The sequence below is a fragment of the Pleurocapsa sp. PCC 7319 genome (assembly GCF_000332195.1).
In the GTDB taxonomy this organism is placed as follows: Bacteria; Cyanobacteriota; Cyanobacteriia; order Cyanobacteriales; family Xenococcaceae; genus Waterburya.
Genome location: NZ_KB235922.1, coordinates 3352252 through 3375827 on the forward strand (window position 1 = coordinate 3352252; position 23576 = coordinate 3375827).

At 38.0% G+C, this 23576-nt stretch carries 15 protein-coding genes; 6 read left to right on the forward strand and 9 right to left on the reverse strand.

Annotated features, from left to right (window positions below; genetic code table 11):
- Window positions 1-100 precede the first annotated feature (100 nt).
- Window positions 101-2857, reverse strand: coding sequence for a filamentous hemagglutinin N-terminal domain-containing protein (locus PLEUR7319_RS0119205; protein WP_019506853.1), 2757 nt, complete (start codon window positions 2855-2857; stop codon window positions 101-103).
- A 567-nt stretch (window positions 2858-3424) separates the two neighbouring features.
- On the opposite strand from PLEUR7319_RS0119205, the gene PLEUR7319_RS36030 reads away from it, so the two are divergent.
- Window positions 3425-3979 (forward strand): COP23 domain-containing protein, encoded by a 555-nt coding sequence (locus PLEUR7319_RS36030; RefSeq protein ID WP_019506854.1) that lies wholly within the window; start codon window positions 3425-3427, stop codon window positions 3977-3979.
- A gap of 69 nt (window positions 3980-4048) precedes the next feature.
- Here the strand turns inward: PLEUR7319_RS36030 and PLEUR7319_RS0119215 are convergent, their stop codons facing one another.
- On the reverse strand, window positions 4049-6673 hold the full coding sequence (locus tag PLEUR7319_RS0119215) for a protein kinase (protein WP_019506855.1): 2625 nt from the start codon (window positions 6671-6673) through the stop codon (window positions 4049-4051).
- Window positions 6674-6974: 301 nt separating this feature from the next.
- Here PLEUR7319_RS0119215 and PLEUR7319_RS0119220 point away from each other — a divergent pair, with 301 nt between their 5' ends.
- On the forward strand, window positions 6975-8513 hold the full coding sequence (locus PLEUR7319_RS0119220) for a gamma-glutamyltransferase (protein ID WP_019506856.1): 1539 nt from the start codon (window positions 6975-6977) through the stop codon (window positions 8511-8513).
- On the opposite strand, the gene PLEUR7319_RS0119225 is transcribed toward PLEUR7319_RS0119220, so the two are convergent.
- From PLEUR7319_RS0119225 to PLEUR7319_RS36035, 4 genes are all read right to left on the reverse strand, one after another.
- On the reverse strand, window positions 8514-8696 hold the full coding sequence (locus PLEUR7319_RS0119225; protein WP_019506857.1) for a hypothetical protein: 183 nt from the start codon (window positions 8694-8696) through the stop codon (window positions 8514-8516).
- Window positions 8697-8772: 76 nt separating this feature from the next.
- Complete coding sequence (locus tag PLEUR7319_RS0119230) at window positions 8773-9342, reverse strand: Uma2 family endonuclease (RefSeq protein ID WP_019506858.1); 570 nt, start codon at window positions 9340-9342, stop codon at window positions 8773-8775.
- A 114-nt stretch (window positions 9343-9456) separates the two neighbouring features.
- Entirely contained in the window at window positions 9457-12846 is a 3390-nt protein-coding gene (locus tag PLEUR7319_RS0119235) for an AAA-like domain-containing protein (protein WP_019506859.1), read from the reverse strand.
- 9 nt (window positions 12847-12855) lie between these two features.
- Window positions 12856-14202 (reverse strand): AAA-like domain-containing protein, encoded by a 1347-nt coding sequence (locus PLEUR7319_RS36035; protein ID WP_019506860.1) that lies wholly within the window; start codon window positions 14200-14202, stop codon window positions 12856-12858.
- A gap of 221 nt (window positions 14203-14423) precedes the next feature.
- On the opposite strand from PLEUR7319_RS36035, the gene PLEUR7319_RS38950 reads away from it, so the two are divergent.
- The 3 genes from PLEUR7319_RS38950 (at window position 14424) to PLEUR7319_RS36055 (ending at window position 16752) form a co-directional block, all read left to right on the forward strand.
- On the forward strand, window positions 14424-15308 hold the full coding sequence (locus PLEUR7319_RS38950) for a YgcG family protein (protein WP_019506861.1): 885 nt from the start codon (window positions 14424-14426) through the stop codon (window positions 15306-15308).
- Window positions 15309-15329: 21 nt separating this feature from the next.
- On the forward strand, window positions 15330-16055 hold the full coding sequence (locus PLEUR7319_RS36050; RefSeq protein ID WP_019506862.1) for a LemA family protein: 726 nt from the start codon (window positions 15330-15332) through the stop codon (window positions 16053-16055).
- Between the two features lie 151 nt (window positions 16056-16206).
- Window positions 16207-16752 carry a calcium-binding protein gene (locus PLEUR7319_RS36055; protein WP_019506863.1) on the forward strand — a complete coding sequence of 182 codons (546 nt, stop codon included), beginning with the start codon at window positions 16207-16209 and terminating at the stop codon, window positions 16750-16752.
- Between the two features lie 672 nt (window positions 16753-17424).
- On the opposite strand, the gene PLEUR7319_RS0119260 is transcribed toward PLEUR7319_RS36055, so the two are convergent.
- The 3 genes from PLEUR7319_RS0119260 to PLEUR7319_RS36060 all read right to left on the reverse strand — a co-directional run bounded on the left by PLEUR7319_RS0119260 (window position 17425) and on the right by PLEUR7319_RS36060 (window position 21862).
- Window positions 17425-19926 (reverse strand): TonB-dependent receptor domain-containing protein, encoded by a 2502-nt coding sequence (locus PLEUR7319_RS0119260; protein ID WP_019506864.1) that lies wholly within the window; start codon window positions 19924-19926, stop codon window positions 17425-17427.
- A gap of 300 nt (window positions 19927-20226) precedes the next feature.
- Complete coding sequence (locus tag PLEUR7319_RS0119265) at window positions 20227-21276, reverse strand: energy transducer TonB (protein WP_019506865.1); 1050 nt, start codon at window positions 21274-21276, stop codon at window positions 20227-20229.
- 76 nt (window positions 21277-21352) lie between these two features.
- Window positions 21353-21862, reverse strand: coding sequence for a hypothetical protein (locus PLEUR7319_RS36060; RefSeq protein ID WP_019506866.1), 510 nt, complete (start codon window positions 21860-21862; stop codon window positions 21353-21355).
- Between the two features lie 357 nt (window positions 21863-22219).
- On the opposite strand from PLEUR7319_RS36060, the gene PLEUR7319_RS0119275 reads away from it, so the two are divergent.
- Window positions 22220-23464 (forward strand): FAD-dependent hydroxylase, encoded by a 1245-nt coding sequence (locus PLEUR7319_RS0119275; RefSeq protein WP_019506867.1) that lies wholly within the window; start codon window positions 22220-22222, stop codon window positions 23462-23464.
- Window positions 23465-23576 lie beyond the last annotated feature (112 nt).

Here is a 23576-nt window from a genome sequence, read left to right on the forward strand (position 1 = left end):
TAATTGCCGTTACTCGTTACTTTTTACTCGTTACTTAAAGTGTCTCTATTATTTAACTCCCACACCTTTTTTCGTTCACCCCAATCAGAGTGTAATTTAACTACTGGTTGTGGGAAACAGAATCGCAATCTGGGTTATTTTCTCCAGGATAATAAGGATTAGTATTAGCTATACTTGCAGTAAGAACTAGCCTTCCTTGAGAATTTAAATACCAACCTCTAGCAGCAGATGGTAGTTGTTCTACATCAGAATCTTGGTTAGTCTCTGTTGAATTAGTAGGATTTTGATTAACTCCATCCTCTGAATCAAATCCAATTAATGCTTCCGTAGATAGTGAGGACGTTGGACGTGCAGGTAAACCACCTCTTCCTGTAATCGTAAATTGACTCTCTTGCTTACCCTTATCTACACCACAAGCACTGACAACCATATCTTCTGAATTAATAACTTGTTGAGGGATATCCAAAAACTCTAAAGTATTTTGTGCCTCTGGAGTATTAATGTCGACAATTCCCGCAACACCGCCAATAGCTTCAATCCGACAATCACCACACTGAAATACCCCTTGAGTATCAATGGAAATAACCCCGCCTTGTCCTACTTGTTCTGCATTGGCAGTAATATCACTATTTCCTAATAAGGCAATAAAATCTGAGCTGGTGAAAGTAATATTACCACCATCGCTAGTCTGATTAGAATCAGTACGAATCTCACTATTATTATCCAAAATAGCCTGTCGAGATTGTATAGTGATGTTTCCTTCCTCACCCGTTTGGGTATCTGAACTAATGATCCCTTCGTTGTTTAAAAGAAGAGAGTCGGTAACAATATCGATGTTGCCTGCTTGACCTTGACGAGAAGCAGTTACATTGATTTCAGAGCCGTTTTCAATGTTAAGTAAGCTGCCAACCCTTAAGAAAATATCTCCAGCATTACCAAGAGTAACAGTTTCACTTGACACGATCGCATCTTGAATCAGATTAAACTCATCCGCATCAATTTCAATGGTTCCTGCTGAACCAAGACCTGGATTGAAACCTTCAGCCTGGATAGTGCTAGCACTAATTCGTGAATCATTGAGAATATCCAGAGTACTATCAGAATTACCTATAGAGATGTTACCAGCAGGAGCATTTCCAAATCGAGTTTCTTGACCAGTACCACCATGACTATTGGCTATAGTGTCTCCAGTCCTGACAGAAACCGTGGCATTGTTGATAGTCACCTCATTGTTAGTATTGTCACTACCAATAGAAATACTCCCTCCAGTAGCTTCGGAGGTTGCACCTGATGTTTCCGCAACAACAATAGCTTGATCTTCAATTCTAATATTTGCTCCTTCAAGAGAAATGCTACCTCCTGCACCTGTCCCAAAAGCAGTAGCCGTAACGCTAGTATCTTCTCCATTGATGTTGACTTGTTGACCTTTTATAGTGATCGAACCTGCTTCGCCAGCATCAAAGTCTGTTCTTACGCCAAATGAAGCTGGATTATGAGGGTGAGATTCAGCAGCAATCTCAGCTCCTTCTTGAATAATTACTTCCTGACTATTAATATTTCCAATATTGATGTTATTAGCCGTTCCTGGAATTTCATTATTACCGTGAAAACCATGAGTATCCGTAATAATTTGAGTATTGCCATCATTCTCAGGAAGATTATTGCTACCATTAATAGAAATTCGATTCCCATCGGTATTAGTACCAATAAAAATAGCACCTCGCTCATTACTATCTGGTTCACCCTGAATAGTGCGATTCCATAATTCCGAAGTAATGCCAACACTATTATCAATGGTAATTTGTTCTCCATCAATTGCGATCGTGCCAGACAACTGATTACTCAAACTGTCAGCATCAATAGTATCTACAGGATTAAAAAACTCAAAATTATCAAACTGTTGAGAACCCTCACTGATTGAGATATTACGCCCTTGAATAGTTATGTCTCCAGCTTGAGATTGTCCTCTAGTATAGATAGTGGGTAATGTAGCTTCAGTACCTTGAGCAATAGTAATATCTTGTCCTCGTATGTTGATATCTCCGCCAACATCACTATAAATAAATTCAGTACGACCACCAGGTGATTCTATTGCACTTCTAAGTGTAGATGCCAGTTCAGAAGCTGAGGTGATTTGAATATCCTGAAAATTATTCACCCCCTCAAACCCTAATTCCCAACCTTGCGGAATTCCCGTTAAATTAACAGTTTCATCACTGCCAACACTGCCAATTTCAATATTTCCTGAAGGTGCAGTAATCTTGGTGTTATTCAGGCTAACATTTCCTCCAATTAGAGCAAAAGTATTACCCGATTCTAAAGTTAAATTTGCACCTTGACTTTGTATATTCCCTGGATTGGGCGCAAATGCTACTCCAATAGGTGCGCTAACAGTTAGTAAAGGTGCTTGATTGGGATCTGCGCTGAATACAGTACCGTCTTCAAAGTTGACACTAGTAGCACTACTACCCAAAAAAGCTCCACCAATGTCTAAACTCGCACCAGAACCAAAGCTAATTCCAGCAGGGTTAATCAGAATTAAATTAGCATTGTTAGCACGAATTAAACCATCAATATTAGAAATCGAGCCACCAGTAACCCGACTAATGATATTGTCTATCGTTCCATTGTTAAAAAACGCTTCAAAATTCGTCGGGACAGAGAACTCGCCAAAACTATGGAACAAATTGGTTCCTTCCGTGGCACCACCAGTAATTTCAAAAACATTGCCTGACAAATCTACATTAGTTGACAATGTCCCATCAGGAGATACTTGCCCTTGAGCAGCATTACCAAAGAATAGAGACATCAGGGTAATACTGCCTACCAAACTCAATCGATGAATAAGCTTTTGCATGATTTTTCAAAATAATTTTAATTCACAAAAGTAAGTATGTGATTTTGTGAATCAATAAGTGCGGATTTAAATTCGAGAATTTTTTATTAGTTTTTCATATGATGTATCTCAATATTACGGTTAGAGCATACTTATTTAAGACTAATAATATAAAATTTTTATTTCACTACTCAAAATAATATGAAGTAAGTTATCAATAACTATTCTTAAATCAATTTTGTGAGTGATCCGAATTGTTCATTCAATTAACAAGGCAAAAAACAAATACTGACAAGTACTGTACTAAATTTTCAAAAGAAATCAAAAGAATTGTTAAAAGTTAGCACTTAAGCATTGTCAAAATGTACTCTATAGACTATCTGAGTAGTATTATATAAACAAGATAGAAATCTCTATAAGGAGCTAAGCATTACGCAATATTACAATAGTTGCATATTTACGGAACTTTAATCGTATTTAAAACATAAAACTGCACCTTTTGTAATGAAAATAATGAAAATAATAGAATATTGCCGAAATTTTCTGTAGATCTTAGACGGTAAATAACTCACAAAAGGATAGATTATTATGAATAAATGGCGAAATAAAGCTCTAAAACTGATAACAATTTCTGCATTTCCTCTGCTAGCTATAGCAACCTCAACTCAACCTAGTAATGCTAGTACTTTTGATGTTACTTGTAAGGCAAACAAAGGTACTCCAACTATTGTTGCTAGTCTAATAGAAAAAGGCAGTACTCAAGAAGATACTATTCTTCAGTTTCTACCTGAATATTTTTCTCCAAACGAGGCAATCAGTAAGTGTCAGACTACAGCCAACAAATTGCAAGAACTCTATAAAACAGATAATATCAGCTACTTATCTAGCGATACTATTGATGGCGGACAATCTGTAGTTTGTGCAGTTACTAGAAGAGGAAGTAAATGCGATAGTTATAGCTCAGAGATATTGTTTACTCTTGCTCAGGGCACAGATCCTACCTTGGCTTTATACGATATGCTCGATAATAGTATTAAGCAATCTAATCCTCGTCCTGATAGTCGAACAGTAAGTCGGATGTATACTGATATTACTCCTTCCTTTTGGGATTCGGCTCGAGGTCGTGGATGGTGGCCTTTCTAAAATTGCTTGATTTGCGTAAAATTTTGAGTAGTAGGGTGAGCATTTCTCACCCTGTTTTGATTTATGTTGTTAGTTCCAACATGCTGCCTTGGCTTTTTCAGCAGATTGATAATCAGGTTTGATTTTTAAAGCGTTGTCAAAACTATCTTGAGCCATCGGATAATTTTTTTGTTCGCACCAAGTTAAGCCGTTAAAGTAGTAAACCTGAGCTTTTTGCTCATCAGTAAATTTTTGGCTATCGATAATCTTATTAAATTGATCTCTAGCTTGATCATATTGCTTCAAATTTTTAAAAACAATTCCCACATCTCGCAAAGCAGGAAAATAGTTGGGATTCAATTCTAAAGCTTGAGTATATACTGCCAGCGCTTGATCATATTGCTTGATCTCTCGTAAATTTCTACCTTTGGAAGAGTAAAGTATTGATAGAAAAGTAGGATCTGTTATCCCTTCACTACTTTCTTCAACGATTGAAATTGCTTTATCAATAGACTCTATACTTTGTTGATTTTCCTTTAAAGCTAGCAATGATTCTGCCTTGTTAAACCAATAATAAGGATCTTGAGAATTAAGAACTATTGCTTTGTTAAAACTAATTAATGAGTCTTCATGTCTGTTGAGATTATGTAATGCTTCTCCCTTACAATTCCAAGCATAACTATCATGTTTCCTAATTGTAATAGCTAGCTGACAAGAGGCTAGCATATCCGCATATTGCTTTAAGTAACCTTGTGCAATTCCTCGATTGATTAAAGCTTGATAGTAATTAGCATTGATTGCTAATACTTCATCGAATTTTGCAATTGCTTCATGATATTTTTTTTGCTTGACTAATTCTACACCTTCTCTAAAAGTATATTTATAACCTTTATTTGTGGTTAACTTAGACAACAAAGTGATCACAAGCAAAATAGTAAAAAGCGAAAGAATAGATATTTTCCAGTTTATTTTATGTAGAATATTCATTCTACCTTGAGAACGAATTTTACTACTTGAATTTAATTTTATTTTGTTAAACTTACGTTTTAAAGCCGATAAAACTTCATCACAAGATTGGTAACGTCCTCCTTTTCCTAATCCAACCTTGATCATTTTGTCTAAAATTTCTGCTAAATCTTGACTGACTTCGGTTTCATTACGCCATAATAGTTTGCCAGTTTCTGGATCTGTCTGGAATTGTTGTGGATGTTTCCCAGTGAGTAGATGAATTGCAGTCATCCCCAAAGCATATATATCACTGGCAAAAATTGGTCTTTTAGAACTTTGCTCTGGAGACATATACCCTTCTGTGCCTACAGCCTGTGTTGAGAGAGTTATTCTACTACTATTAGAAGATAACTGAACAATTTCTTTGACTGCCCCAAAATCAATTAATACAATTTTTCCATCAGAGGCCCGTCTAATTAAGTTAGAGGGTTTTATATCCCGATGGATAATCCGTTTACCATGAACAAACTGTAAAATTTCTAAGACATCAAATAGAATTCTAATAACATTATTTTCTTCTAATTTTTTTTTACTTTTAATTTCTTGAGCTAGATCGTTGCCATTAATAAATTCTCTTACAAAATAAATTTCTTCGTTTTCAGCGAATTCATTGAAAAATCCAGGAATTTGTTCATGCTCACCTAATGCTCTTAAAACTGCTAATTCTTTATTAAATCTTTCTTCAGCGTCATGGGATAACCTGTTATTTTGTGGTCTTAGGCTTTTGACTATACACTGAGAATGTAGATGTCTAGCATAAATATCTTCTGCTAAATAAGTATATCCCCAGATACTACCGCCTAAATATTGCCAAATTTTATAGCGACCTCCTAAGGTAACTTGGATTTTGAGTAAAGGCTCTAAATCTTGGAGGACTTCAAGGGCAGATTGATAACGACATAAACCGCTACGATTTCTATAAATATTAGGATGAATCATTTTGTCTAAGATAGACTCTAATTCCCTGCTTACATTGTCATCTTTTTGCCATTTTGGAAAACCATAACTTTCATTACTATTAAGTTCAATTTCAGGTTTTTGCCCAGTCAAAGCATAAACTGCAGTTATCCCCAAAGAATATATATCACTACTAAAGGTTGGAGTACCTCTAAGTTGCTCGATGGGCATATAATCTCGTGTACCGATAATTTTTGTAAAATAGTTTTGAGTTTTAGAATTGAAACATAGAGTGGGTATTTGTTTCATTGCTCCAAAGTCAATTAGAAAAATTTTACCGTCTTCTTTTCTTCGCATTAAGTTTGAAGGTTTGATGTCACGGTGAATAATGCCTTGTTGATGAACAAAATCTAATGTTTCTAAAGTAGATTGCAATAATTTGATGACCTCGATCTCAGATAGGCTACCTTGTTCTTCTATTTCTTCAAGAATATTTTGTCCATCAATCCATTGTTGAACTAGATAAAATTCACCATTGATTTCAAAAGAGTCTAGAAGCTCTGGTATTTGAGGATTTGCAGCTAAAAGCTCTAGGGTTCTTATTTCTTTTAAAAAGCGACTTCTTGCTTCTTGCAAAATTTCAGGATCTTCAAATTTGGACTTAAGTTTTTTGATGACACACAAACTACCTGGTTGATGTATGATTTGAGTTATGTAAGTTTCACCAAAAGTTCCTTCTCCGATTTTTTTGAGAATTTTATACTTATTATTTATATTTTTTCCAGATTCAAAGTCAATTTCATTATTCATATACTTTCAATAAAAGGCTCTACCAAACCTGTAATGTAAAACTGTTATCAACTAAAGTTTTAAAGTCTTTCTGTATATGGTTTTGGGTTTTTAATAGTTAGTTTGTTATAGTTTTGACTAAAGTTAGCTATAGACAAGTATTATATCGAAATTTAAATATCATCAGTTTGGTAATGTCTAATTAATTAAATAAATAAATGATTTAAATAGAGTCTGAATGGTTGCAAAATCTTCATAATAGCTTGTAACTTTTCTGTGTGATAGTAAGATAAATGCGAGCCGAGAGTGACACCAATTATTTATGCCACGAAAAGTTATTATTGCTTCTGATGCCCAGATTGTAGTCGATGCTGGTGCTGCGATCGCTAATCGCGGCGGTAATGCTGTTGATGCTGCTATTGCAGCTACTCTAAGTTCTATGTGTACTAACTTGGGGATTATTTCCCCTGGTGCTAGCGGGTTTATTACTATTTGGCGACAGGGAGAAAACCCGATTACGATTGATGCCTATGCAGAAATGCCTGGACGGGGATTGGATTCAGTCAAGTTTGGTAGTGGCATGAAAGAGGCATTTTTTGCTTACGGAGGCGGTACTAGTACTATGGTTGGCTATGGTTCTGTAGCTACTCCTGGAATCTTTGCTGGTTTGGGTTTAGCAGCAGAAAAATATGGTAATGTTCCTTGGTCGGAAATAGTCAGTCCCGCACAACAGCAGGTAGCAAGAGGTTTTTCTTTGTCTAGTGTGGCAGCAGAATATTTTTCCTATACTCATCAAGTTATTTTTGGCTGGCATCCCGATAGTTATCGAGTTATCCATAAAGCAGACGGTAGCCATCTAAAACACGGAGATCGAGTTCACATTCCTGGACTAACCCATAGTTTGGAGATGATTGCCGATCGCGGAGTAGATATTTTCTATCACGGAGAATTGGGAGAGAAAATCACTTCAGAAATTCAAGCTAATCAGGGATTACTTACTGCCGAAGATTTGACTAGCTATGAAGCTATTGAAAGAGAGCCAATTATCATTAACTTCGGAGACTGGTCAATTGCTACTAATCCTCCTCCCGCAGTTGGTGGTGTTTGTTTAGCAGCTATGCTATCGTTAATCGACCAGCGATCGCTACATGAATGGAATGCAGTGACAGTCAAAGAAATAGCTGAGATTCAACAGGCAGTACTACAATATCGCAGCAATTACTTAGAAGGAGTAACCGAGGAGCAAATTGGGCAACAGGCAGCTCATTTACTTTCACTGGCAGCTCAAGATAATTGGCAACAGTTAACTAAATCTCCCTCTACAATTCATATCTCTGCTGTAGATAGTGATGGTTTAGCTTGTTCTATCTCTGCTTCTTCTGGATATGGTTCGGGAGTTATGGCAGGAGGTACAGGGCTATGGCTGAATAATTCTTTAGGCGAAATTGAGTTACACCCTCAAGGCTTACATGACTTGTCTCCAGGTAGTCGCCTCACTTCTAATATGGCACCTACTATCTGTCGTCATGACAATGGCACCGTGTTGGCAATTGGTTCTCCAGGAGCATCCCGCATTACTACTGCGATCGCTCAAGTCCTCTTTAATTTTATTAGCTTAGATTTATCCTTAGAGCAAGCTATATCCCATCCTCGATTGCACTTTGAAGTGTTCAATAGTTCTCCTACGATTGCTTTTGAAACTGGTTTGAATGTGAATGCACTCAATTTAACAAGTCGTCAATTTAAGGGACATTCCATGTATTTTGGAGGAGTTCAAGCTGCTATGGCTCATCCCACTGCGGGTTTGACTGCTGCTGCCGACCTACGTCGTACAGGAGCAATTGCCTGGGGTGAAAACTGACTAATTAGTTGCATCTTCAAGAGAATCACCCGCATCTTCTATGGCCTCGCCTGCATCTTCACTCTCATCACTAACTGGGCTTTCTGATCCTTCACTCTCAGGGGTTTGAGTTGATTCTTGACAAGCTCCAAACAAGAAAGACAAACTCAGAATCAAAGGTAAAATTACTTTTCTTAAGTTCATGATCGTTAAATAGTTTTAGTTTTTCAGATTATAAATCTTTGTTCGCCTACAGAGAGAAAATTTGTCATACAAGCAGTTAGGAAAAGTTTAGCCAATTAAATATATCTTCTACCGTTAGTCGCCAATTCTGCAAAACATTTAATACAGGTAATATATCTTGTTTTTCTTTTACTTCTGGCAAACAATTTGGTTGAAAGACTGTAATTGATTCATCATCAGCATCTACTAAATAGCCTAATTTCGTACCGTTATTAACACAAAATACAATTTTCCGAATTACTCTATTTGCTGATTGTTCGGGTGAGAGAATTTCAATTGTCCAATCTGGGGCTATTTTAAATCTATTAGCGATTTGACCATTATCATCTAAAGGAATTCTTTGCCACTCAAATACAGCTATATCTGGAACTATAGAGCGTCTTGCAAAAGTACAGCGCAATTCTGTAAAAGCATAAGCTAGTTTTTTAGCTTTTCCCGCTTGATTGATAGCAGAAGCTAATTCAATTTGCAAAGTACTGTGTTTCCCCTGTGGCATTGGCTTTTGTTGAATTTTTCCATCAATGTATTCGCTTGCTGGTTTGGTTTCTGGTAATTTTAAAAATTCTTCTATGGTAAGTGCTGAAGTTTTTTGAATAGGTACTTTCATTAAATTTATTTCCTGGAAACTTCGTATTCTTAATTTTAATTCCCGTTTAGTTTTTAAATTGAACGGAATTGAATGTTCTGGGTTTTCCCGTTTAGTCTGAAAATAGAACTTTATTTACTCATGACAAACATGGCGATTTTTTGGGTCAATTTCTGCAAGATAGAATAGATAATTTTTAACCTTTTGACAGCCATATTCTAGAGGATCTAAGTTGAAAATTTTGTCTAAGTTCCAGAGGATAACTTGGGAATCTTCTCCAGCAGTAGCTAAAGTTTGACCATCAGGACTAAATGCCACCGACCAAAGGGAACTATCGTGTCCTTGTAATATTTTAAAATGCTGCCAAGTTTGTTGATATTGCTGCCAAAGAAATATCTTGCCATCATCATCAACACTAGCAAGATATTGATTATCGCGACCGATTGCGACTCCTTTAACGGCAGCTTGATGTCCCTCTAAAGTTGTGACTATTTTTCCCTTGCGATTCCAAATTTTGATACTACGATCTTCGCTACCGGAAATTACCAGATTACCATCAGCACTAATAGCGACTGCCCTGACTGCATCTTCATGTCCTTCAAGGGTATCTAAAAAATTACCTTGAAGATCCCATAGTTTTACCGTGTTATCTTCGCTACCAGAGACTAGATATTTATCTTGAGGACTAATAGCTACATCCCAGACTTTTTGTAAATGTCCTTTAAGTTGATGTAATAAGTTACCATCAATATCCCAGATTTTGATAATGCTATCGTTGCCAGCAGTAAGAATTTTAGTACCATCAGAGCTGAGATCGACTGCCCAAACTGAAGATTTATGAGCGTTAATTGTATTCACTACATTGCTATTAGGTTGCCAGATTTTAAGAGTTTTATCTGCACCAACGGTTGCAATGGTTTGGTCATTAATTGCTACATCATAGACTTCGGCACTATGACCGCGCCAAGTTTTGAGGAGAGTTCCGTGTTTGTCCCAAAGCTTTACTGTCTTATCGTCGCTAGCAGAAGCAATTATATTGGAATCATAATCAAGAGCGATCGCCACATCTTGATGACCAGATAGGACTTTTTTCAGGTCATTCTCAGGTTGCCATAATCTGATGGTTTTATCCCAGCTTGCTGAGGCAATATGACCATTGGCAGTATAAGCGACATCCCAAATTCGATTAGTATGTCCTCGTAAAGTAGAGATTTCCGTGCCGTTGCTCCCCCAAATTTTTAGGGTTTGATCGGCACTAGCTGAGACAATTTGGTTATTGAGTGGATTCACTGCCACGCCATATACAGAAGCTAAATGTCCCCTAAGAGTAGCTATTTGTGTACCTTTAATGTCCCAGATTTTTAGGGTTTTATCCCGACTACCAGAGATTATTTTTGTGCCATCAGGAGTAATTGCCACATCTCGAACTCCTTCAGTATGTCCTCTCAGAGTTTTAATTACTTTTCCCGATCGCCAAATTTTAAGAGTTTTATCTTCACTGGCTGAAATAATCTCTCCTTTTGGACTAATGGCGATCGCCTCTACTGCTGCGGTATGTTCTGTTAAAGTTTGAATTGGCTTACCCTGTTGCCAGATTGCGATCTCACCATCTTCGGTACCAGAAATTACTCGATTATTGTGGTCAAAAGCTACACTTGTAACTGGCTGCTGATGTTGTAGTGTATCCAGTAACTTGCCCGTTTGACTCCATAATTTAACTGTGCGATCGCGACTACCAGAGGCAATAGTATTACCATTAGGACTAATTGCTACATCTAATACCCAACCTTGATGACCTGTTAATTCTTGACTAAATTGCCAACCTGATGATTTTTTTATCCATAGTCTAACAGTTTGATCGGTAGCAGTAGAAGCCATGAGTTTGCCATCGTTAGAAATTGCCAAACCATAAAGGCGATCGCTATGTCCTAAAAGACGATCGTATTCTTCGATCTCGTATACTGCTTGTTGCAAAGCAGCATCAACCTGTTGAGTTAAATTTTGGTTGACTCGCCAGGATTTTTGTAACTGTTGTTTGGCTTTAATGGCTGCAATCAGGGCATCAAGTTTTTGCTCGGAAGCAAAGAGAGCTTCACTTGACTGAACAAGATTGGCAATACTAGTCACATTAGCTTGACGAGATTTGAGATAAAATCCTGTAATCATCGCCAAAGAAAAAAGAATAAATAATCTTTGCCACCTTACTAATCTTTTTTTCTGTGCTAGTTGTCTGGCAACTTGTTCAGCTTTTTGAGCTAATTTCGCCTGTCTTTGCTCTTCAACGGCTAAAGTTTCGCTAGCTTGCAAAAATTTTCTTTCAGTTGAGCTGATACTGTGCTTCCTAGCCCAGGTTTGTCCTTCTGCTAAAGCTGTTCCTCTCAATAAACGAGATCGATCCTGACGTTGAGATTTTAACCAAGCTGCGATCGCATCTTGAAAGGGACTCATCGCAAATAGCTGTTGGCTAACCCATTGTTGATTAAAAACTCTTTCGTAAATGGGATTACTAACTTTTAATTTACCCTCTTGGGAGGTAACTAAACCACTTAAGCGTAATTCAACTTGTTCATCGCTACCATCAATGGTTATGCCCTCCTGTTTGAGTATTTGTTGATAGACAGTAAGCAGTCTAGCTTTATGGTTTTGATTGTGTAACAGGCGATCGCGTATCGTTCTAAGATGTTCTGGTTCATCTTGAATTTCCCAATTATCTACTAGGCGATGTTGAATTAATTGAGGAATATAAATTGGCTCTTCTTCAGCAGAGCGAACTATTAAAGAACAAAGTTTTTGGGTTAAAAAAGGCTGTCCTTTTGTCCAGGACAAAATATCTTTTAAAATAGCTTCTGGTTGACTGAATCGACCTGCCAAACCCGATATTAATGGTTGCGCTTCAGTAAAATTAAATCCTGTCAGTTGGATAGCTCGACCAATATTAAAGGGACTTAATTGTTTGTTTATCCTGAGACTAGAAGGAGTCGCTACTCCTAACAAACAAAAGGTTAAACGACGGTATTGCTGTTGTTCAACTCTTTTTTCATAACAGTCCCGAATTAAGATCAAAAACTCATCGCGAAAATCTAAATTGATAATATTATCGACTTCATCCAAAAAGACAATAATATCTGCGGTGCAATTAACTAATAAAATATCTTCAATAAAGCGACTAAACCTTTGCACTGGCGGTAATTCCAAATGCGATCGCCACCAATTAAGATCGTCATCCATCCCATTGCTTAAGCGCAATCTACGCCATAATTCTGCAACCAAGCCGCCATACCACTGCTCTGCTGTAGTAAATCTCCCTAAAATACCCAAGTCAATCGCCACACATTTAAAACCCTCGTTGGCAAGAGTTTTCATTGTCCGTACCCTTAGGCTAGACTTACCCATTTGCCGAGAGTTTAGTACATAGCAAAACTCTTTTTGTTTTAAAGCAATATATATGTCGCGATCGGCCTGTCTTTGAATATAAGTTGGATGTCCGTAACGCAAACTTCCCCCAACTTTATAAAAATCAAACATTTTTATTGATTACTGATTGCTGAGTCTTGGAGGAAAATACAGTTTATATAGATCGCAGCTAGGAATAACCCGATTCCCTCCTTTAGACCATTGAATTAATCCCATACGATAAAGTTGATAAGCTAAAAGAGTATCTATTTGTATTGGCTCGGGACTATTTAATATATCGAGAAACACCTTGGTTAATTTACTGTTAGATTTCAAATTAATTAAATGCTGTCGAAGATAGCTACTATAAATTCCCATATCTGTTGCAGCTTGTTGTAATAGTTCGGCTAAACTTTGTTCTGGATTATGTACTAAATGGGACAAGGCTAAATCAACTAGGTAAGGATGTCCTCCAGTTATCTGCATTAAATATTTAATATCTTGAGCAGATAAATCTAATTGATATAGCTGGGTTAATTCTTCTACTTGTTTTTGATTAAAGGGTTGCAATTCAACAGGCAAACCAACGTTAAAAGGAGACTGGTTTATATCTAGAGAGCCAAAGTCTTCCGTAGAATACACGACCACTAATTTTAATTGTTCCCAAAGCTCATCATTATTCGCCTCTTCATGCCAACTCCGTAATAGATAAAAGAAATCTTGACTAATATCTGGGTAATTTAATAGACGATCTACTTCATCTAACCCCAAAACTAAAGGAGTATCATTATCTTGTAATAACATCTCTAAATATCGGGTACAACTGAGCATACTTCCCCGATCTTCATTCCAGAATCGATCTAATTGATGATTAACATCTAGCGAATCACTAAGGTAAACACAAAACCAACGTAAAAATTGCTCTAAACTACTAAATTTATCTCGTTCTATTTGTAATAAATTAATATGAACTGTTCGATATGCTTGTTTATCGGCATAGGCAAGAACATTATTCAACAGCGAAGTCTTACCCATTTTGCTGGGGGCTTTTATTCTGATTAAAGCTCCTGGTTGCAAAATAGTTTGATAGCATTCTGAGGCTACAGTTAATTGACACTGTTTTGATCCTTCAATTAAATAGGTGTTATTCAGATGATTTGCCGTTGATAGCTGATAGCTTTCTAGTGGATAATTTTTAAAATCTTGTAATAACCAATCCCTTAAAATAGTAAAATTTCCTGCACCTTTACTAAGAGTAAAACAATAAGGTTTGAATTTTTGATAAATTTTTGTTGAATGTTTCGTAAAAGCTTCACAACTATTTACATCACTTTGTTGCCAAATATCTTCTATTTTATGCAGCCAATTATCTTGAGAAAATCGTGTTAAAAAAACTCTAGTTTGAGCTGGTGTTAGATTTAGCTCCACAGCTTTAGCTTCAAGAAATTTATTCCAAGATGTTTGGTCGTATCCAAGTAGAGATAACATATGGACAACTCTCCTCAAGTTTTATTTATCATATATAGTCTAAGACTAAAAGTAGATCCAAATAATAAAAACAATAAAAATTCCAGTTTTATTCCACTTTTGTTCTAGTTATTATTTGAAACCAATAAAAAAAATTCTATATTTTGTGGATTGGCTTGATAGTAAAGTTTCACTATATTGATGATCGAGTTTAGTAATTGCTAATAGCAACCTAACAGATCATGAAAACTTTAACTACTTTTAAGCAAACCATTACTTTGGGTTTAATTAGTTCAACTGTTTTAGTAACTCCTCTTACTAGTCAAGCTTTGACAGTGGAGGAAGTAATTAATCCTCAGAAGACAAATGACGGTTGGGTGACAGATATGGCAGATATTCTCAGCGATCGCACTGAAACTGAATTAAATCATCTAATTACTAATTTAGAGCAAGGTAATGGTACGGAAATTGCTGTGGTAACTGTTCCCGAAACTTCCCCTGCTGATTCTCCCAAAACTTTTGCTACAGAACTATTTAACTATTGGGGTATTGGAAAAGCTGAGTCAGATAACGGTATTTTGTTCTTGATTTCAACAGGAGACAGACGTGTAGAAATTGAAACTGGTTATGGCATTGAGAGTATATTACCTGATGCCAAGGTAGGCAACATTATTGATACCAAAATCACCCCCCAATATAAACAGGGTAACTTCGACCGTGGAACTTTAGATGGCACAAATGCCTTAATTTCTGTACTGCTTTCTGTTACTAATATCCAAGACTCCTCCGAAGTAACTTTTAAGATTATTGAGCCAACTCAAGCCAATTCACTTGTAGCTCAAACCAGTAGTTTCGGAGCTATTCTATTTATTTTCTTTGTTTGTTTCATTCTCATAGTAATTGCAAGCAACGGTGGTAGCGGTGGTAGTGGCTCTGGAAAAGGCAAAAAAAGAAAAAGCTATGGCAGTAGCTCTGGCGGCTATAGTGGCGTTTCCAGTGGTGGCGGATATAGCGGCGGTGGTTTTAGCGGCGGTGGTTTTAGCGGCGGTTCCAGTGGTGGAGGATGTAGCGGCGGCGGTTTTGGTGGCGGTTCCAGTGGTGGAGGTGGTGCAGGAGGTGGTTTTTAAAATTATCAAAACTAGAAAAACATGAAACCCACAGAATTCCGCTTCTCTTCCAATAAAGCATCTGAAATACTGGAACTAGCAGCCAGATATTACACCGCAGAAAATCAGACTTATACAGTAGCCGAATTAGTTCAAGCTGGCTCAGAAGTTCAAATACCCGATCGCCTGATTAGAAAAGCGATCGCCGATCTGGGACAACAACAACAGCAGCAACTCGAACAACGAAGAAAAGTCAAATCTTGCCTGGGAATGGTTATTGGTTTTAGTTTAATTTTGACTAGTGCGATCGCTTCTTGGAGTGCCTTTACTTATAACCATCTAGTTACTGTGAGCAATAGAGTTGAAACTGCCCAAAAACAAGTAGAAAATCAACTGCAAAGACGAGCCGACCTCATTCCTCAGTTGGTTAACCTGAGCAAAACTTACACTAATCACAAACAAAAAATTATTACCCAATTAGTTCAAGCCAGACAAGGCTACTTAAAGGCAGATAATTTAGAGGAAAAAATCACGGCGATCGCTAAGTTAGACGAAACAATACGTAATTTTGCTCATTATGCCTCGACCAACCAGCAACTAAACTCTAGCCCACTGTTCATCAATCTTCAGTATGAAATTACTGGTACAGAAAACCGTTTGGCAGTGGAGAGAATGCGATATAACCAGACAGTCCAAAAATATAACCAAGAAATACAACAGTTTCCTCAATCTCTAATAGCCACAACTTTTCATTTTGAACCGCTATAGATTTTTAAATTTTGGCTTCAAAACTTACTAAATGTTTGAGGAATAAATATAGCTTTTCTCGTATTAATGAGATACACCTTGCTGGAGTCAGGGAATAGGGAATTAAGAGTTTAAGAATTTATACAATCAATTTTTTCAGGAGGTAGAAATAATGTCTACTATCGAAGGTACTTTGTTTGATGATAATTTGGTAGGAACTGCCACAGATAATTCTATATTTGGCTATGAAGGAGATGATACTTTATCTGGTTTGGACGGTGACGATCTTTTAGATGGCTGGACTGGTAACGATGAGCTATTAGGAGATTTTGGCAACGATATCTTGCTAGGATACACAGGCAATGATAGCTTGCTAGGAGGTACAGGTAATGATCTTCTTGCAGGAGAAGCTGGGGACGATCTGCTCAACGGTTATGGTCAGACTGAACTAGAATATGACACTTTAAGCGGTGGTGTTGGTGCAGATATCTTTGTACTTGGTGATATGTCTGGAGTTTATTACGCAGAACTTGGCTTTGCAACTATTAGCGATTTTGAATGGATTGAAGGAGATAAAATTCAAGTATTTGGCAGTGCTAGCGATTATTCTCTCTCCGAATTTGATGGTGGTATGGATATTTACTATCAGAATGACTTAATTGGATATGTAGAAAACACCACTGATGTTCTACTAGAGAGTGATTTTATCTTTGTTTGAGTCAAAATAACTATGGTACAAAAGCGATCGCGATTATTAAGGCGATTGGGCGAAGCCCACGCTACGCGATTGGCTCTGCCACCGCGCAAAGCGCGATCGCAAGTATAGCAATACGAACTTTTATTAGGACGCTCATTACTCGTTACTCGTTACTCATTACCTACGAGCAATCAAATGAACTTGTCCTAACGTAACTTTGTACGGCTATAACTTATATGTGGTTGAAAAGATGAAAAATGACCGATATCTATGAGCTGTTAATTTGTATAGGAAGCGGTTTAATTCTCTTGATTCTTGTATCGGGATTGATAGGAAATAATATTATTTGCATTGAAGTTCCTTGCTAGCCAAGAAATTAGAAACAGAGGATTATCTGCGCTAGGGCATAGCGTGGTTCAAAATGTCTGCGGACTGGATGCGACGGGGAGTATTGGTAACAGTATTCTAGTTGGCACAGGACGAAGCAGAAAGACCAACTTGCGAGAGTTGGAATCCCCCGCTATAGCGCGATAGCGTTTAGCGGTGGGAGGATGTCAATGAGGAAGCAGAGCAAGATGCTCAGAAAAAGCTACTTTTAAAACAGCAGGAAGTTGAAGTTGCTGATATTAATCGCCAGACTATTGTAGAAAAGGCTAAACAAACATAGATTAGAAGAACGATTACTTTTCATGATCAGAATTTAGTTTTGACTTGAACGCCATAGGTGGCGGGGTTGCCAAAGCTAGCAATTTGACCCAGAGAACCAAAATCAAATGCCGTGGTTAGATACTCAGTATCGAAGATATTATTGGCAAAGAAATAAATGCCATAATTTTTTTGTTCGTAACCAATACGGGCGTTAACTAAAGTATAGGGATCTCGTTTAAATTCATTGGGATTATCAAAGAAACTCGTGCCAACTCCCTGTAATTCCAGTCTGGTAAATAAACCAAAATCCGCTCGGTACTGTAAAGCGAGATTGTAGGTATAATCGGGAACGTAGGGCAGATTGTTATCTTCAAGTTCTTCATTACCAAAGGGATTGCTAAAATCCTCAAAAGTGGCATTCACATACCCAAAACCCGCGATCGCCTCAAAGCCTTTAAAGAGAATAGCCTTAACTTCAACTTCAACCCCCGCTATATCTGCATCGACGTTAGCCACTTGACGAGCAAAGCTATTGACATCAAGAGCGTTTATTTGAAAATCATTTACGGGACTATAAAAAGCAGCTAAGTTAAGTTTGAGGCGATCTTTGAGGAAAGAAGATTTGAGACCGATCTCGTAGTTCGTCGAGGTTTCCGTATCAAAGGTTAACAACTCTTCCACATCGGCAAAATAATTCACTCCTGCAGGTTTGTAGCCACGGGCGATCGAAGCATAAGTCATTAAATTGGGATTAAAGCGATATTGGGCGACAAAACGCGGTAGGACGATATCGTCATCTTGTTCGATATCATTAAAACTAGTAACAGTGCGTCCGAAACCCGTAAAGTCGGAAATAGTACGATTGTTTAAAGTGCTATCAAAACTCTCATAACGCAATCCTGCGGTTAGGGTTAGGGGTTCAACTGGCTTATAGCTAACTTGACCAAAGAAAGCTAGGGTATTCTCGTCAATTTCCGCTTCAGTAAGAGTTATTCCCGCGTCGGTAATAAAGCTACTGTCGTTAACCTCAAAATCTCTAAATTCTAAATAACTCCCTGCTAACCATTGAAATCTGCTTTTTTGATTGGGAGATTGAAAGCGAATTTCTTGGCTAAGGGAGTCGGAATCAACATCAAATACTTGAATGGCAGTATTGTCTGTCGGTGGACTAAAAATATCCACATCCGCTTCAAAATCTGAACTGGAAAAGCGTCTGGCGGAAATGGAAGTTAGGCGAAAGGCATCGTGCTTATAGTCGACTCTAACGGACTGAGTATCGGTATTAACATTAGTAAAACCATCAAATTCCTGTTCGATCTCAAAAGGATCTTCGGCATCTAAAGCTACAAACGGCTGCGCGCCATCGTTATAGTCGTCTACAGAAGCATTAAACGCCACCTTCAAATCTTCTGTTGGAGTCCAGAGTAACTTACCTCTTGCGGTCAATCCCGATTGGGAATCGATATCTCGATCTAAAAAAGTATTTTCCGTAAAACCATCACGATTGTTGTAACGTCCTGAAAGACGAAAAGTTAACTTATCTTTGACAATCGGCGAACTGACGCTAGCCTGTAGTTCGTAGCTGTTAAAATTACCGTAACTAATTCCTCCGTCAAATTCCAACTCCTCCGCTGGTGGTTTGGTAATAATGTTAACTACCCCTGCTTGAGCATTTCTACCGTAAAGAGTAGCCTGTGCGCCTCTAAGTACCTCCACTCGCTCGATTGGGTAGACATTTAAGCCTAAGAAATTAGTGTAGTCATAGGGAACATCATCAATATAAAATGCTACCGAGTCGCGAGAGATAAAGTTAAAGTTACTGAATCCTCGCACACTATAAGTAACAAAGTTACGACTGGGGGTATAGGTGGTAAAGTTGGGAGTATTCTCGGAAATATCTCTAAAACTGTCAATATTAGCGTCTTCTGCTTCTTGTTCGCCAATGGAAGTAATACTTATGGGTACATCTTGCAGTCGTTCGGGTTTTTTCTCGGCCGTAACAATAACATCTATTACCTGGTCTGGTTGTGTTTGAACATCTGCTACTGGTAGGGGTGGGGTAGCGTTAACAATCAAACCACCATTGCTGGTTATTATTTTGCTGGTCGGCAATCCTTCTGTCCCAGAAATAATAACTCTAACTCGATTTCCTGGTAAGGCGATCGCTTTTACTTGTGAGATTCCCGTCGCGGGATTTTTCCGTACAAAGCTAGGTTCTGCTAACTGAAGTTGGGCATTAGCAAAATCAATAACTACACTGTTGCCTTGACTGTATTTAACACGACGTAGCCTTTTACCATCAACAGTATTGATCGCCAGTTCGACTCCTGTAGCTGTCGGTTGCAGTTCGACATTGGTAATGATTATCGCTGAATTATTTAACTGCGCTCGCGCAGCGTACCCTTTGGGTAATCGCCATTGCTTAACCGTAATCGCAGGAAATTCAGTTTGCTCGGGCTGTTCGGTAGCAGATGCTTGATTAATAATATTGCCGAGAGATAACAATGACAAATTTAAAACTAGCCCTAGATATAATTTTTGCTTCACTTTGATTTTAAAAGCCCAAAATAATAGATGCTGCTGGATGTGTGTCTCGCGCGGTTGTTATCTCAGCAGTTTGTTAAGTTAATAATCTTGTAATCTAGCAGTCAAAAATATTCAAAGCAAAAGACATCCTGTCGTAGATCAATTATTGCTAATTTCGTATCCATCAAAACAAAATTGGCAGACTACTGCTACGTCAACTAATTAATGATGGATATATTTTTACAGTTAAAAACTATCCTTTAACCTTTTCTCCTTTCCCTTTACCCGTCAATTTTTAATTGACAGAATACTACTAATCCCTCACCATTCATCCAAATCAGGAACGGCAAAACTAAGATTAATTTGGACTATGGCGCGATCGCGGTCGATTTTACTAAACTCCATTTGTTTGGCAGCTTCTAAAGCTTCGTTATCTACGAGAAAATTACCGCTAGAAACGGCAATCTCAGCATCAATAACTTGACCACCACGATCAATTGTCAGTTGAATTCCTGCCGTACCTTCTGAGCCATCTAAAACATCGGGATATTCTGGTTGGCAGTTGTCTTCACAGGCAATAGATAAAGGTGCTGGGGATTCATTAGCGGTATTGTTAGCAGCATTAGTCTGGCTACGATCCGTACTGTTGGTTTGAGGAGAATTGCTGGGATTACTCAATGCCGAAGTTTCTAAATTGCGTTCTGAGTTGTTAGGCGATCGCTTTTTGGCTATTGGTTTTTTTAATGGGGATGCTGGAGGTTTTACTGGTTTATCGAGGGCGGAAATACGTTGTTTCTTAGCTAAATTATCATTCTCTAGGGGTTTATTATTTTCAGTTGGTTCTATTTTTGGTTCGGCAGTCGGGCGATCGCTATTACCATCTAGCTTTACTGGAGTCGGCGATGTAACTGGAGTTTTATTCTTAGTTAATAGGGATGAATCAGGTTTTGTAGCAGTTGTAGGAGATTTGGTTTGCGATGTTTCGGTTATAGTCTTCGGCGTTGTGGGAGGTTTGACTGGAGATTCTGACGGTGTCGGTGATGGTTTGACTTCGGGTGGAGGATTGATAGCGGTTGTTTGCAATGTGGATGCCTCTGAAGGTGCTTTTGGTGCAACAACTTGAGAATCTTGAGTCGATCTAGAGGAGAGATTTGGCGAAGACGTACTTGAAGATGCTTTTAGATTTGGCTTTTTATCTAGTTCGACAATGGTTATAGGAGTCAGCAGTTTTTCTTCCTCTACAGACACTAACTCTTTGGCTTTGAAGCGAGATAAAACTAAGGCGATCGCTCCATGTATAAATAAAGAAAGCAACAAGCCTAATATTAGATCATTTCTCTCTTGTTGCTGTCTGTTATAAGAATTAGACATTCAGGTCATAGAAAGTGGTTATTTCCAGCTTACTACTTGTCCCTTTTCTGATCCCGAACTCAGGTTGGGTTATATGTTAACGGCGATCGCGCTCTAAATCATAGATCACTTTTTCCGCTAACCAGTTAGGAGAACGTTCACCATGACGCAGCATTGTTCCTGTTAGAAGTCGGTTTACTGTTTGCTCGTTGTTTACTAAACGGAGTAATTTTTGACGCAATTTCGGACTCACTCGCTCTAATAGTAAAGTATCGGCATTATTGTAGGGTAAAGAATTAACCAAAGAAGGTCGATTATTTCTCGACAAATGATAAGCAATGACTCCTGTGCCGATCGCCAATCCTGTTACACCAATAATTTGATTTAGGCTGTTGTCGGCGGAGTTATTATTTTCAGGAATATTCCAAGTATTGCGAGCGTTAAGCTGAGATATTGAAGCTAAAGTTGCTGTTTCGTTATTAATTTGAGATTGTTCTGCTAATGAAGTTGAGGCTATCTTAATAGAGTTTGCTTCGGCTGATGTTGCCAATAATCCCCCAACAGTAATAGTTGTTAAAAATGTCATCAAAGAAACAAAATTTTTCATGATTGTAGAAGTTAAAACTTCTGATATCAATTTGATTCTGAATAGAATTGTTTAGTATTAACTATTGTGCAGGCTAAATATGACAATAAAGTGTCAACTGAATGACAAAGTAAAGTCAGTTTGTGTACAGAAAGGTCAAATATAGCGGTGTGCAGACAGAATAAGTACAATCAAATGTACTAGTACTCTTAGCTTTTTTGGTAAATTTTCAGGGTGATGTACAAACGTTTCCTTTGCATAACTTCTTGCCTAGCGAGTACTCCGAACTCCAGTTAACCTTGTTCTTAAATGCCGATCGCGTCACAATAAAGAAAGTAAATATACATAAATTATTATTTTCTTAAAATTTCCTTAATAATGTTAGCCAAACAACAACCCAAAGTTATTCAAACAGATTCTTTAAACCTTGATTGTGATTTAGTAATTGTCGGTGGTGGCATTGTTGGTGCAACCCTAGCAGCCGCCCTAAAAGGTACTAGCTTAAAGGTAATTATTATCGAAGCTCGACCTTTACAAGAAGCAGCAGCAAAAACTCAAGCCTATGCCTTTTCTCCTCTATCGAGTCGTATTTACCAAGGCATTGGTATTTGGAAACAAATATTTCCTCACATCGGGAAATATAGCAATATTAGTTTGTCTGATGCCGATTTTCCTCAGACAGTCAAGTTTGAAACTAAGGATTTGCCAGGAGAGCATTTGGGTTATGTTGCTCAACACCATGTGGTTTTAACCACTCTACAAAACTATTTAGCAGACTGCCCTAACATTTCCTGGCTATGTCCTGGAGAAGTAGTTGACGTGGCAACAGATGAATATTTTTCTACCGTAGAAGTTAAGGTCAATGGAGAACAGCGTTTAATTAAAACCAAGCTAGTAGTAGGTGCCGATGGAGCGCGATCGCACATTCGTAGTTTGGCAGGGATTAAAACTCGCGGTTGGAAATATTGGCAATCTTGTGTTGCTTTTACGATCAAACATACAGCTCCTCAAAACAATACCGCTTTTGAGCGTTTTTGGCCTAGTGGTCCTATGGGGGTCTTGCCCTTACCTGGAAATCGCTGTCAGATCGTTTGGACACATCCTCATGCTGAAGCAAAAGCTTTGGCTGAGTCAGATGAGAAGGCTTTTTTGGCTAAACTTACAACCTATACTGGAGGCGTTTTAGGAGATTTAGAACTCGTTAGCGATCGCCTCGTTTTTCCAGTACAGCTCATGCAGTGCGATCGCTATATTAAACCTCGCTTAGCTTTAGTGGGTGATGCTGCCCACTGTTGTCATCCCGTTGGTGGACAGGGCTTAAACTTAGGTATTCGTGATGCTGCGAGTTTAGCGCAGGTATTACAAGCTGCTCAGCAAAAAGGACAAGATATTGGCAAGATTAAGATTCTTAAACGCTATGAGGGTTGGCGTAAGCTAGAAAATCTTACTATCTTAGGCTTTACTGACTTACTAGATCGGATATTTTCTAATAGTTGGTTGCCAGTAGTAGCACTACGTCGTCTGGGATTGTGGGGCATGAATAATTTGAGACCACTGAAAATTTTTGCTTTGAAGTTAATGACTGGTTTATTGGGCAAAACTCCCAAGTTGGCTCAACGCTAATTTTCAATGAGCTGATAACTATAGCATTACGCTTTAAGCTTAGGACATAACATATTGGTTCAAAGGGAATAGGGAATAGGGAATAGGGAATAGGGAATAGGGAATAGAAAAT